This window comes from Microbacterium psychrotolerans, assembly GCF_031085295.1.
GTDB lineage: Bacteria > Actinomycetota > Actinomycetes > Actinomycetales > Microbacteriaceae > Microbacterium > Microbacterium psychrotolerans.
This window is the reverse complement of record NZ_JAVFWO010000002.1, coordinates 785,965-798,251: the sequence shown is the minus strand read 5'-3', so window position 1 is coordinate 798,251 and position 12,287 is coordinate 785,965. Positions and strand designations below refer to the sequence as shown.

Annotated in this window: 14 protein-coding genes; 9 read left to right on the top strand and 5 right to left on the bottom strand. The window is 72.8% G+C overall.

The features are described 5' to 3' along the window. Positions 1-25: 25 nt before the first annotated feature. The 3 genes from Q9R08_RS08505 to Q9R08_RS08495 all read right to left on the bottom strand — a co-directional run bounded on the left by Q9R08_RS08505 (position 26) and on the right by Q9R08_RS08495 (position 2,904). Positions 26-688 carry a response regulator gene (locus Q9R08_RS08505; RefSeq protein WP_308867486.1) on the bottom strand — a complete coding sequence of 221 codons (663 nt, stop codon included), beginning with the start codon at positions 686-688 and terminating at the stop codon, positions 26-28. Beyond that, complete coding sequence (locus tag Q9R08_RS08500) at positions 685-1,896, bottom strand: sensor histidine kinase (RefSeq protein WP_308867485.1); 1,212 nt, start codon at positions 1,894-1,896, stop codon at positions 685-687. The genes Q9R08_RS08505 and Q9R08_RS08500 overlap by 4 nt, the downstream gene beginning before the upstream one ends. Before the next feature lie 84 nt (positions 1,897-1,980). Next, positions 1,981-2,904, bottom strand: a complete 924-nt coding sequence (locus Q9R08_RS08495; protein ID WP_308867484.1) for a 5'-3' exonuclease — start codon at positions 2,902-2,904, stop codon at positions 1,981-1,983. Between the two features lie 174 nt (positions 2,905-3,078). Here Q9R08_RS08495 and Q9R08_RS08490 point away from each other — a divergent pair, with 174 nt between their 5' ends. The 4 genes from Q9R08_RS08490 to Q9R08_RS08475 are packed head-to-tail and all read left to right on the top strand — an operon-like array spanning position 3,079 to position 7,467. Then, positions 3,079-4,008, top strand: coding sequence for a hypothetical protein (locus Q9R08_RS08490; protein ID WP_308867483.1), 930 nt, complete (start codon positions 3,079-3,081; stop codon positions 4,006-4,008). After that, complete coding sequence (locus Q9R08_RS08485) at positions 4,005-5,258, top strand: cytidylyltransferase domain-containing protein (protein ID WP_308867481.1); 1,254 nt, start codon at positions 4,005-4,007, stop codon at positions 5,256-5,258. The genes Q9R08_RS08490 and Q9R08_RS08485 overlap by 4 nt, the downstream gene beginning before the upstream one ends. After that, positions 5,255-6,127, top strand: a complete 873-nt coding sequence (locus Q9R08_RS08480; RefSeq protein WP_308867478.1) for an N-acetylneuraminate synthase family protein — start codon at positions 5,255-5,257, stop codon at positions 6,125-6,127. The genes Q9R08_RS08485 and Q9R08_RS08480 overlap by 4 nt, the downstream gene beginning before the upstream one ends. Then, a complete protein-coding gene (locus tag Q9R08_RS08475) occupies positions 6,124-7,467 on the top strand; it encodes a DUF6716 putative glycosyltransferase (protein ID WP_308867477.1) in 1,344 nt (447 codons plus the stop codon). The genes Q9R08_RS08480 and Q9R08_RS08475 overlap by 4 nt, the downstream gene beginning before the upstream one ends. On the opposite strand, the gene Q9R08_RS08470 is transcribed toward Q9R08_RS08475, so the two are convergent. Continuing rightward, the gene (locus tag Q9R08_RS08470) at positions 7,386-7,862 is read right to left on the bottom strand and encodes a hypothetical protein (protein ID WP_308867475.1); all 477 of its coding nucleotides are present in this window, start codon (positions 7,860-7,862) and stop codon (positions 7,386-7,388) included. The two genes, Q9R08_RS08475 and Q9R08_RS08470, sit on opposite strands and share 82 nt — an antisense overlap. 278 nt (positions 7,863-8,140) lie before the next feature. Next, positions 8,141-8,674, bottom strand: coding sequence for a hypothetical protein (locus Q9R08_RS08465; protein ID WP_308867474.1), 534 nt, complete (start codon positions 8,672-8,674; stop codon positions 8,141-8,143). A gap of 318 nt (positions 8,675-8,992) precedes the next feature. Between Q9R08_RS08465 and Q9R08_RS08460 the strand changes: the two genes are divergently transcribed. The 5 genes from Q9R08_RS08460 to Q9R08_RS08440 all read left to right on the top strand — a co-directional run bounded on the left by Q9R08_RS08460 (position 8,993) and on the right by Q9R08_RS08440 (position 12,229). Further along, positions 8,993-9,358: a hypothetical protein gene (locus Q9R08_RS08460; protein WP_308867473.1), complete on the top strand. Its 366-nt coding sequence runs from the start codon at positions 8,993-8,995 to the stop codon at positions 9,356-9,358. An 83-nt stretch (positions 9,359-9,441) separates the two neighbouring features. Continuing rightward, positions 9,442-9,807: a TraR/DksA family transcriptional regulator gene (locus Q9R08_RS08455; RefSeq protein WP_308867472.1), complete on the top strand. Its 366-nt coding sequence runs from the start codon at positions 9,442-9,444 to the stop codon at positions 9,805-9,807. Between the two features lies 1 nt (position 9,808). After that, positions 9,809-10,249 carry a YchJ family protein gene (locus Q9R08_RS08450; protein WP_308867471.1) on the top strand — a complete coding sequence of 147 codons (441 nt, stop codon included), beginning with the start codon at positions 9,809-9,811 and terminating at the stop codon, positions 10,247-10,249. 40 nt (positions 10,250-10,289) lie between these two features. Then, positions 10,290-11,066 (top strand): isocitrate lyase/PEP mutase family protein, encoded by a 777-nt coding sequence (locus tag Q9R08_RS08445; protein ID WP_308867469.1) that lies wholly within the window; start codon positions 10,290-10,292, stop codon positions 11,064-11,066. Between the two features lie 68 nt (positions 11,067-11,134). Then, complete coding sequence (locus tag Q9R08_RS08440) at positions 11,135-12,229, top strand: NAD(P)-binding domain-containing protein (RefSeq protein ID WP_308867468.1); 1,095 nt, start codon at positions 11,135-11,137, stop codon at positions 12,227-12,229. Positions 12,230-12,287 lie beyond the last annotated feature (58 nt).

Here is a 12,287-nt window from a genome sequence, read left to right as displayed (position 1 = left end):
CTGCTCTCGGGGGAGTAGTGCCGGGCTATGGCCGTTCGGAGCCGACCAGACCGGATTCGTACGCGACGATCACGAGACGCACGCGATCGCGTGCCGAGAGCTTCTGCATGATGCGCGAGACGTGGGTCTTCGCGGTGAGGGGCGACAGGTACAGGCGGGCGCCGATCTCGTCGTTCGTGAGACCCTCAGCGACCAATCGCAGCACTTCGACCTCGCGATCCGTGAGCGCTTCGAGGAGCCGGGGGTCGGGGACGACGCGCAGCTGCGAGGCGGCACGATCCAGCAGCGTGCGGGTGACGCCGGGGGAGAGGAGCGCGTCGCCGGCGGCCACAGCGCGCACCGCGCGGATGAGATCGGCGGGCTCGGTGTCTTTCACCAGGAATCCGCTGGCACCGGCGAGCACCGCGCGGACGACGTACTCGTCGAGTTCGAACGTGGTCACGATGACCACCCGCACCTCCGACAGCGCGGGGTCGGCGGCGATCTGCTCGGCCGCCCACAGCCCGTCGCCGTCCGGCATGCGGATGTCGACGAGCGCGACGTCGACGGCCGTCTCGCGCAAGGCGTTCAGCAGCTGCTGGCCGCCCGACGCCTCGGCGACGACCTCGATGTCGGGCTCGGAGGCGAGCAGCGCCCGGAACCCCGCCCGCACCAGCTGGTGGTCGTCGGCCAGCGCGACGCGGATCATGTCGCGCCCTGCCACGGCAGTCGGGCGACGACCGTCGTGCCGCGTGCGCTGCTGCCGACCGTGAGCCGCCCGCCGGCGAGCTCGGCGCGCTCGCGCATGCCTCTGAGCCCGCCGCGTTCGGATGCGGTCGCCGGGATGCCGGCGCCGTCGTCCACCACGGTGAGGACGAGGTCGCCGGCGTCGCGCGCGACGCTGACGGTCGCGTTCGAGGCCGCGGAGTGGCGGACCACGTTCGTCAGCGCCTCCTGCGCGATGCGGTAGGCGGTCGTCTGGACGGCGCTCGGCGGCGCCTCGCCGGCGAGCTGGTCGTCGAGGACCACCGCGAGACCGAGTCCGGAGCGGCCGGCGACGAGTCCTGCGAGCTGGGCGAGCTGCGGCTGCGGCGTGAGGGGGGCCGTGTCAGGCGCACCGAGCTCGTCGCCGCGGAGGAACGCCAGCACGCCGCGCACCTCGTCCAGACCGGTGGCGCTGAGACCGCGGATGTTCGCGAGCGCCTCGCGCGCGCGCTCGGGCTCGCGATCGAAGAGGTGAAGCCCGACGCCGGACTGCACCGCGATCTGGCTCAGGGAGTGCGCGAGCACGTCGTGCAGCTCGCGGGCGATGCGCGTGCGCTCCTCCTGCTCGGCCGCGCGCCGGCGGGCGGCGAGCTGCGCGCGGCGTTCCTCGGCGCCGCGCATGCGCGCGCGCATGCCTTCACCCAGCGCGAAGCAGAGCGCCAGGCCCACGGTCGCGAGCGCGATGCGTGCCGGGTGCCAGTCGACCCCGACGAACTCGGCGCCGACCACGACGGCGAGCCACACCGTGCCGACCGACACGAGTGCCCACACGCGTGCGCCGCGCACCACCGCGCCGACGATGGCGAAGACGAGAGCCACCGGCGGCGGGCCGCCGAACGGCGCGATCAGCAGGTCCGCGCCGGCAAGCACCGCGACCATGGCGACGGTCAGGCCGGGGAAGCGGCGCGCCGCGAGGAGGAGCAGCGCGGATGCGGCGGCCAGCGCGACGCTGGTCACAGCCGACGGGAGCGGCACCCGCTGCCACCACGACAGCGCGATCGTCCCCGGCACCTGCACCAGGAGGGAGACGAACACCGGCACGAGGAGCACCACCGCGGCCGGGGGACGGAACCGCGGCCAGGCGTCTTCCGCCGTCGTCACCTGCCCCAGGGGGCGGCGCGTCGCCGAGTCGTCACGCGCGGGCCGGGGCATGCGCCGATGCTACGCCGCGTGCCACTGTGAGGAATCTGACCGCGGGAGCCCTCGGCCTACTCCCGCGGGAGTAGGCGGATCGGGTCAGACGGCGTCGAGCGCGTCGACGATCCGCGTCATCGCCGTGCCGAGCGCCCAGCGTTCGGCGAGAGCCGCGGCATCCGACTTCGCCTGCTCGTCGAGCGGACGCAGCCGGGAATCGGGCACCTCGAGCGGCAGGTCGCGAACGACGGCCACGACCTGCGGGGCGACGGCGAGGTACGGCAGGCCCGCGAGAACCTTGGCTCGCACGCCGGCGGACATCCCCTCGCCGAGCTCGGCCGCGGCGATGATCCCGGCGAGGTCGCCGAAGGTCGCCAGCAGCCCGGCCGCCGTCTTCTCGCCGATGCCGGCGACACCGGGCAGGCCGTCGGAGGAGTCGCCGCGGAGGGTGGCGAAGTCCGCGTACTGCGACGGCAGGACGCCGTACTTGGTGACGACGGCGGCGTCGGTCAGCACCTCGAGGTTGCTCATGCCGCGGGCGGTGTACACGACGCGGACGTCGCGCGCGTCGTCGACGAGCTGGAAGAGGTCGCGGTCGCCGGTCACGATGTCGACGGGCATGGTGGCCGTCGACGCGAGCGTGCCGATGACGTCGTCGGCCTCGTGGGCCGCTGCGCCGACGATGCGGATGCCGAGGGCGTCGAGCGCCTCACGGATCACCGGCACCTGCACCTCGAGCGGGTCGGGCACCTCTTCGACGTCGGGGCCGCCGGCAACCACCTCGGCGACGCGATGCGTCTTGTACGTCGGGATCAGGTCCACGCGCCACTGCGGCCGCCAGTCGTCATCCCAGCACGCCACGAGGTGCGTCGGGCGGTACGTCGTCACGAGCCGCGTGATGATGTCGAGGAATCCGCGGACCGCGTTGACGGGCCTGCCGTCAGGCGCTCGCACCGTGTCGGGCACCCCGTAGAACGCACGGAAGTAGAGGGATGCGGAATCGAGCAGCATCAGGCGGTCGGTCACGCGTTCATCCTGGCATGCGGCTCGGACGCCCGCACGAGCGCCGACGACACCCGTCGTTCATCTGCCGGACCGGCGGGCGTCGCACGTCGGCACCCGTCGCGTTCACGTCTCGCGCCCACCGTGGGGAGACAGCCGTGAGCCGCTTGCGAGGGCACGGTCGCGAGAGGAGACGCCATGGGTCGCGAGGATGTGCTGGCCTGGGTCGAGTCGCCCCTGCAGCTGATCGGCGCCGCCGAGTGGGCCGCGGCGCACCATGCGACGGTGCCCGTCGCCGGACGGCTGACCCCGCAGATCTCCGCCACCGCGGACGAGCTGCTCGCTCGTGGGGCGCGTTTCGGCGAGCTGGCGCCGTACCTGGGCATCCCGTGGAACCTCCTCGCCCGTCACGGCCACTGGCTCGTCGGCGACGGCTTCTCGGGACAGTTCCGGCTCGCCGCCGCCGTGCTCCGCCCGCACCGCGTCACGTTCCTCGACGACGGCGCGTACGCGATCGCGTACGCCGACGCGTTGCTGGGCCGCCGCCCCTACGCGCGTCCGAACGTCGCGGAGCGAGGGCTCACCACCGCCGTCGCACCGTTCGCCGCCGAGCTCGTCCATCGCCGGGCGGCCTCGCGACGCGCCGGAATGTTCACGGCGTTCGATCTCGGCGACGACCGCCTCGACGCCCTCGCCGACCGCGGCTTCGGCGTCCGCCGCCACGACTTCTCGTGGACGCGCGCCGCCGCGCCCGCCGCGCCGGCGCTCGGCCGCCGCATCGTGCTCGGCAGTGCGCTCCCGGTCGACGGACGCGTGATGCTGATCGACTACGTGCGGTGGCTGCGGGATGCCGCAGCAGGCGGCGCCGTGTACCTGCCGCATCGACGGGAGACGTCCGAGCAGCTCGACGCCGTCGCGACCGTGCCCGAGCTGCGGATCCATCAGACCGGGCTGCCCGTGGAGCTCGTGCTCGCCGGAGCCCGGCAGCCGCTCGACGTGCACACGCTGCCGTCGAGCACGACCACCACGCTTCCCCTGGTGCTCGCGGGTACCGGGGCGACGGTGTTCACGGACGTGATCGGGCGCAGTGGCCGCGCGCGCCGCACGGTGCGGACGGCAGCGGCATGAGCGAGACGGTGGCGATCATCCCGGCGCGCGGCGGCTCGAAGGGCATCCCGCGCAAGAACCTGCAGCGCGTCGGCGGCGTGCCGCTCGTGGCGCGCGCGGTCGAGGCGGCGCGGACGTGCCCGGCGATCGACCGGGTCGTCGTGACGACCGATGACGCCGACATCGCCGCGGTCGCCGCTGAATGGGGTGCCCAGATCGTCGAGCGCCCCGCCGACCTGTCGGGCGACGAGGCGCGCAGCGAGACGGCCCTCCTCCACGCCCTCGACACGCTCGAGGAGCGCAAGGTCGACGTGGGCGTCGTCGCGTTCCTGCAGGCGACCTCGCCGTTCATCGACGCCGAGGCGCTCGCCGCGGCCGTGCAGCTCGTGCGATCACGACGTCGCGACAGCGTGTTCTCCGCGGTCGAGACGTACGGCTTCCTCTGGGAGAAGGGCATCGGCGACGCGGCAGAGCCGATCAACCACGAGATCGACGTGCGCCCGCGCCGGCAGGATCGTGAGCCGCACTACCTGGAGACCGGCGGGTTCTACGTCGTGCGCGCTGCGGGCTTCCGCGCGGCGCAGCACCGGTTCTTCGGCAGCGTCGGCATCGCCGAGGTCGATCCGCGCACGGCGATCGAGATCGACTCCGTCCACGAGCTGGAGCTCGCGCGGCGGCTCGCAGCCGTCATCGACCGCGACGCCCGGGCCGATCGGGCGATCGCGGTCGACGCCGTCGTGACGGACTTCGACGGTGTTCACACCGACGACACCGCGCGCGTCGACCAGAACGGCCTCGAATCGGTGACCGTGAGCCGGTCGGACGGGATGGGCGTCTCGCTGCTGCGTGCCGCCGGCGTTCCCTTCCTGATCCTGTCCACCGAGGCGAATCCCGTGGTCGCGGCCCGTGCGCGCAAGCTCGGCGTCGAGGTGCGCCAGGCAGCGGCCGACAAGGCTGCGGTGCTGCGGCAATGGGCGGACGACCAGCGCATCGCACTGTCGCGGGTCGCGTACCTCGGCAACGACGTCAACGACCTCGCCTGCCTCGAACTCGTCGGGTGGCCAGTGGCGGTGCCCGACGCGCACCCCCTCGTCCTCTCCGCCGCCCGCGTCGTCCTCGACCGCCGAGGCGGTGAGGGTGCGGTGCGCGATCTCGCCGAGCGCGTGCTCGCGAGCGCGTCTCGCGCCGGCACCGCCCGTCGAGCGGCCGCAGGCCCGGGCGCGCGAGGCGAAGCATCCGATCACCCCACTGCACCACTGGAGGCATCATGACCGTCACCATCGGATCACGCGTCGTCGGAGGCGGGCGTCCCGCCTACGTCATCGCCGAGATCGGCCTGAACCACAACGGCGACGTCGAGCTCGCCAAGCGGCTCATCGACGTCGCGGCCGATGCCGGCGCGGACGCGGTGAAGTTCCAGAAGCGCACGCCGGAGATCGCCACGCCGGAGCACATGCGCGACATCCCGCGCGACACGCCGTGGGGCCGGATGACGTACCTCGAGTACCGTCGCCGCGTCGAGTTCGACCGCGACCAGTACATCGAGATCTCGGACCACGCGCTGCTGCGCGGCCTGGAGTGGTTCGCGTCGCCGTGGGACGTGCCCAGTGTGGCCTTCCTCGAGGACCTGGGGGTCGTCGCGCACAAGGTCGCCTCGGCGTCGCTCACCGACGTCGAGCTGCTCGAAGCGCTGTGCGACACCGGCAAGCCCGTCATCCTGTCGACCGGCATGTCGACGAGCGAACAGATCGATGCGGCCATCGAGGTGCTGGGCACCGACCGCCTGGTCCTGATGCATGCGACGTCGACCTACCCGATGGAGCCCGAAGAGGCGAACATCCGCATGATCCCGGCCCTCCGCGATCGCTACCCGGGTGTGCCCGTCGGCTACTCGGGACACGAGCGCGGACTTCAGATCTCGCTCGCCGCCGTCGCGCTGGGCGCCGTCGCGGTCGAGCGGCACATCACCCTCGACCGCACGATGTGGGGCTCCGACCATGCAGCCTCGCTCGAGCCGGCGGGCCTGCAGCACCTGGTGCGCGACATCCGCGTCATCGAGGCGGCCCTGGGCGACGGCGTCAAGCGCGTGTACCCCGGTGAGCTCGCGCCCATGGCGAAGCTGCGCCGCGTCCCCGCGTGAGCCCGCACGCGCCGGTCGACGGCAGGCCAAGCATCGTCGCGATCGCCGACACCGACTCCTACGTGAAATGGGCGGCGGCGCTTCTCGGCGGCGTCGCGGATCGATGGGATGCCGCGCTGCTGGTCCTTGAGACGCCCCTGGTGGTCAGCGACGCGCAGCTCGCCTCCGCCCTGAGCGGCAGCCGCCTTCCGCGCGAGCGCGTGGAGCGCATCTCCTACGGCCGCCTGAACGCGCGCCTCGCCGAGCTGGAGGCGGACGTCGTCGTGCTGGGTGCGCGCGGTCCGCTCGTACGTGTGCTGGCGCGGGATCTCGCGGCGCTCCCGCAGCGGCCGGTCGTCGTGACCGGCCTGCCCGGGATCTCGATCCCCGCCACGCGCCGGGCCGTCGTCTACCGGCTGCAGTGTGATCTCTTCGTGGTGCACTCACGGCGCGAGGTGCGCGAGTTCGGAGCGCTGTCGGCGCGCACCGGATACGCGCATCGGTATGCGCTCGCCACGCTGCCGTTCGCCCGCGGCGCCCGGGTGTCGGGATCGGGCGGCGGAGGAGGCGGCGACCTCGTCTTCGCCGCGCAGGCCAAGGTGCCCGCAGAACGCGCCGACCGTCTGGGGATCGCCCGGATGCTCGTGCGAGCGGCCGAAGCGGACCCTTCGCGGCGGGTCGTGGTGAAGCTCCGCGCCGCGACTGGCGAGCATCAGACGCACGTCGAGCAGGACGGCTACCCCGAACTGCTCGCCGCCCTCGGGCCGCTGCCGCCGAACCTCGTCACCTCGACGGCCCCGATGCGGAAGGCGCTGGCGACGGCGGAGGGACTCGTCACGGTCAGCTCCACCGCCGCGATCGAGGCGATCGCGCGCGGCATCCCCGTCATCGCGCTCGACACGTACGGCGTCTCGCCGCAGCTGATCAACGAGACGCTCGCCGACGCCGACCTGCTCGCCGGCGAGGAGGACGTCGTCGCGCGCCGGTTCCGGCATCCGGATCCGGAGTGGCTCGACGAGAACTACTTCCACCCGCCTGAGGCGGACGACTGGACCGACCACGTGGAGGCGCTGCTGGCGCAGCGGTCGGCCGGACGTCTGCCCCCGCGCGCCGGGTTCGTGCGGCGCGGCGGCACCCTGCGCGACGCCTGGGAGCGTCGGATCGCCCTGGGGCGCGGCGACACCTCTGCCACCGGCACCGTCGCGTACGCCGTCGGCCTGCCGCTGCGTTCCGCCGTGCGCCTCGCCCACGGCGCGCGCCGACTCGTCGCGGGCCGGCCTCAGCAGCCGGGACCCGTGGGGTCCTCGGCGCAGGTGCGGTCGACGAGCGCCGTCCGCACCTCGACGACGCGCACGCCGTAGCCGCCGACCTGGGCGCGGACGACGCCCGGCACCGGTCGCCAGCCGGTTCCGAAGTCGACGGATGCCGCGTACTCGACGGTCACCGACACCGCGTACGTCCCGCGGGCACCGTAGGCGTGGCTGGTCGCGGTGGGGGTGAACTGCCCCTGCCCGAGGCTGGCCCAGGCCGAGCCGCCGGTGTCGGCGCGGGTCGTGGTGCCGTCTCCGTTGTCGAACACGTACGCGGTGGGCACGAAGCGCACGGTGACGTCCCAGCCCAGCACGGTGCCCGGGATGCGCTCCTCGGATGCCGAGGCCAGCAGGTTCGTCGGCATGCCGACGACGCCGAACCCCGCGGGTTCCCCGCCGAGGGTCGGAGCGGCCGGCCGGAACGAGGCGAGGTCGGCCAGCGTCACCTCGGGGAACCCGACGACGGTGTAGTCGATGCAGCGGTTGAGCGGGCCGCAGTCCTCGGGAGGGGGTGGGGTGGTGAGCCGCGTGGTCTGCTGCGACTCGCGCGGCGAGCCTCCGGACGACTCGTTCCTCTGAGTTTCAGTCGCCGAAACGGTAACTTCTTGCTCCGTTGCTGTCGCGGTGGGGCAGCCCTGGACCAACGCTGTTCCAGTCCCGCAGGTGCCACTACCCATCACCACGACCGGGCCGCTGAGGGTGAGAGCGGCGGTCAGCAGAGCGGCTAGCACGTTGCCTCGTCGGACAATGCGGAGATGGACATGATCGCAAATCCTGTGGCGGAGTCCGGTGACGGCGTCAAAGTGATTGCGAGCGGCTGCTGGTCCGGCCTGTCCGAGGAGACGACTGACCCTCCTTCGGCGTTCAGGATGTCGACGCCACTCACGTCGTAACAGGCCTGGATTGCAACTTCTCCGCTCTCAGGGTCATATCGCCCTTCTGTCACGGCTTGGACTTTGGCCTCGCCCGACTTCGTGAGCTCCTGGGCGTGCCACTCCGCGAATTGCTTTCGGTCCGAAGCGTTTAGCTCGCCGACCGTCCAGCCATAGAGGTCTTCGAACGTCTCCGGGTCGCTCAGATCCACCTGGTTCAGCGCGTCCACGTACGCCCGGTAGGTCGCCTCGGCTGCGGCGAACGCCTCCTCTTCGGAGGAGAACGCGGGCGTCGGCGTCGGTTCTGTCGACTGCGGAGTGGCGCAGCCGGCAAGCGCCATCACGAGGATCGCGCCGAGCGCTGCGGCCGTGACCCGAGTCCTCACGCCCCCACGTTAACCGTTGGCATCGGCGCGTCTCCCGAGTTATCCACAGCGCGGATCGAAGAAGCCGGCGATCGCGTCCGGGGGGTTGCGGATCGCCGGCTCCGGGCGGGTCGGTGAGACCGCCCCTCGTGCCCTTCGGGGTGGGCACGAGGAGCGGTCCCCGGCGACACAGCGCCGTTCGGGGGTTCGCGGAGCGGGCAGGGGGCACTCGCTGCGCGATGCCTCCAGCGTCCCGGTCCGACCTGGGAGATCCCTATCGCCCGACCGCGTGAACGCCTCACGCTGGCCGTGCAGGCGCTGTGCTGCGATCATGACGCCATGAGCTTCGCCAGACCCGTCGCTGCGCTCCTCGTCGTCGTCGCCCTCGCAGGGATCGCCGGGTGCGCGGCGTCGGAGCCGGTCGTCACGCCGGTGGTGCGCGATGTGGGTGATCTGCAGGGCACGACCGTGGAGCTCGAGGTCGGCCAGGTGCTCGACATCGACACCGGCGACCTCGCGGTCGACAGCTACAGCGGCGTCGTCTCCGACCCCTCCGTCGCGACGTTCACACCCGGACGCGAGGAGGACGGCGCGACGTTCAGCCCGGGGGTCGAGGCGCTCGCCGAGGGGTCGACCGAGGTCGTGCTGTCGAATGAGGACGGCGGCATCCAGGACGTCACCTTCACGGTCGAGGTGTCGGACTGACCTCCGCCGATCCGTCGTGACCCCTGCACCCCGATCCGGCACGGCAGCCGCCGCACCGAGACCAGCGGGCGTATCCTCGTGCGATGACCACCGCCGCGAGCCGGACCGAGCTGCGAGCGCTCCTCGACGAGCTGCATGACGCGGCGACGGCGCGCGTCGCGGCGATCGACGAGAACCTGGCCGAACTGCGCGCCGATCGCCGCGGCGACGTCGCCGACGACGAGCACGATCCCGAGGGCGTGACGCTGTCGGGCGAATGGTCCCGTGCCGTCGCCCTCGAAGAGGCCGCCCGCCGCGAGATCGCCGAGATCGACGAGGCCGTCCGGCGCTGGGAGGGCGGCACCTACGGCGTGTGCGTCGACTGCGGCCGCGGCATCCCGATCGCCCGCCTCCGGGCGCGCCCGTTCGCCACCCGCTGCGTGACGTGCGCAGAGAAGGCAGGCGTCTGACGTGTCGTTCGGCGCTGCGGCCTCGCGAGCCGCACAGGACGGCTTTGCGCGCGTGGCGGACGGGGATCCGTGCCCCTGCGGCAGCGGGGATCGCTTCGACGGATGCTGCGCCCCCGCGCTGCGGGGAATCCCGGCCCCTACGGCCGAGGCACTGATGCGCTCTCGCTACACGGCGTTCGTCGTCGGCGACGCAGGGTATCTGGAGGAGACGTGGCACCCCGGCACGCGACCGGACGAGCTCGCCCTCGACGCCGCCCAACGGTGGACCGGACTCGAGATCCTGGATGCCGACGCCGGGGCCGAGGGCGACACGCGCGGTGTCGTCGAGTTCCGCGCGACGTGGCGCCATGGTCGCGAACGAGGCTCTCTGCATGAACGCAGCCGGTTCCTGCGGCAAAGCGGACGCTGGTGGTACCTGGACGGCGAGATCCGTCCGTCCTGACCGGCCCTCGATCGTGCACGGCGCCGATAGCGTGACATGCATGACCACTCAGGCTGAGAAAGCACAGACCCTTGCGCAGCTCCACGCCGCGCCCGAGATCCTGCGCGTCGTGAACGTATGGGACGCGGTGTCGGCCCGCGCCGTCGCCGCCCTTCCCGAGACGCGTGCCATCGCGACGGCGGGCCACGCGATCGCCGCGACCTTCGGCTACCCCGACGGCCAGATCCCGCTCGAGATCACGCTCGACATGGTCGGCCGGATCGTGGATGCCGTGGGCGACCTCCCTGTCACGACCGATCTCGACGACGGCTACGGCGATGCGGGCGAGACCGTGCGCCGCGTCATCGGCAAGGGCGTCGTCGGAGCCAACGTCGAAGACCGTCTGCGCCCGCTCGACGAGGCAGTCGCCGCCGTCGAGGCGATCGTCGCGGCCGGCGCCGCGGAGGGCGTGCCGTTCGTCCTCAACGCGCGCACAGACGCGTTCGTGCGCGCGGGCAAGCGCCCGGTCGAGGAGTCGCTCGCGGACGCGATCGAGCGCGGCCGCGCGTACCTGGCGGCGGGTGCCGACCTGGTGTTCGTGCCCGGCATCCTCGATGCCGACATCACCCGGCGCCTCGTCGAGGGCATCGGCGAGCGCAAGGTCAGCGTCATCGGCCTGCCGGGCGCGCTCTCGGCGGCGGAGTACGAGGCGCTCGGCGTCGCTCGCATCTCGTACGGCCCGCTGCCGCAGCGCGTCGCGCTGACCGCTCTGCAGGACGTCGCTGCCGACCTCTACCGCGACGGCGTGATCCCGGCATCGACCCGAGCCCTCAACTGAGGCGACCGTCGCGATCGCCGCGGCCGGACCGCGGGAATCCCCGCGGGCCGGACGCTGTTGAGCCGGGCATGGAGCCCGCAGCCGTCGATGTCGTCGTGATCGGCGGGGGACAGGCGGGGCTCTCTGCGGCCTACCATCTGCACCGTCGTGGGTTCGTGCCGCTGCAGCGGGCGACCGGCGCGGAGCCGACGTTCCTCGTGGTCGACGCCAACGCCGCTCCCGGCGGAGCGTGGCAGCACCGCTGGCCGTCCCTCCGGATGGCGACGGTCAACGGCATCCACGAGCTGCCGGGCTTCGCGGTGCCGCCGGCGGACCCGGTCGCGGCGAGCCGCGACATCCTCCCGTCGTACTTCGCCGAGTACGAGGAGCGCTTCGCCCTCGACGTCCTCCGGCCCGTACGCGTGAGAGCCGTGCGGCGTGCCGATGAGGATCCGGCCGGCCGGCTGATCCTCGAGACGGACCGCGGGAGCTGGTCCGCACGATTCGTCATCAACGCGACCGGCACCTGGACGCGGCCCTTCCGGCCCCACTACCCGGGGCAGGAGCGCTTCCGCGGCCGGCAGCTGCACGTCGCCGACTACGTCTCGGCAGAGGAGTTCCGCGGAAAGCGCGTCGTGGTCGTCGGGGCCGGCGTCTCGGCGGTGCAGCTGCTGGACGAGATCTCGCACGTGGCCGACACGTTCTGGGTGACGCGTCGTGAGCCGGAGTGGGTGGAGGCGGACTTCGACATCCCGGCGCGCGTCGCCGCCATCGCCGGCGTCGAGGACCGTGTGCGCCGCGGGCTGCCGCCCGGGAGCGTGATCTCGGTGACCGGCATGCACTGGACGCCGTGGGCCCGCGCCGCGCAGGCGCGAGGCGTGCTGGTGCGGCATCCGATGTTCGCCTCGATCGAGGAGGACGGGGTTCGGATGCCGGACGGCTCGTTCGAGCCGGCCGACGTGATCCTCTGGGCCACGGGGTTCCGCCCCGCACTCGACCATCTGGCCCCGCTGCGGTTGCGCACGCGCGAGGGTGGCTTCCGGGTGGAGAACGGCCGTTCCCTCGACGAGCCGCGGCTCTTCCTGATCGGCTACGGCCCCTCGCAGTCGACCGTGGGCGCGAACCGTGCCGGCCGCGACGCGGTACGCGCCATCATGGCCGACCGGGTCGCGGTCGCGGCCTGAGCCCACCCGCCGCGTGCGCGCCGGTCGCCGGCCGACGGCACCGCCTCCACCCGGCGGG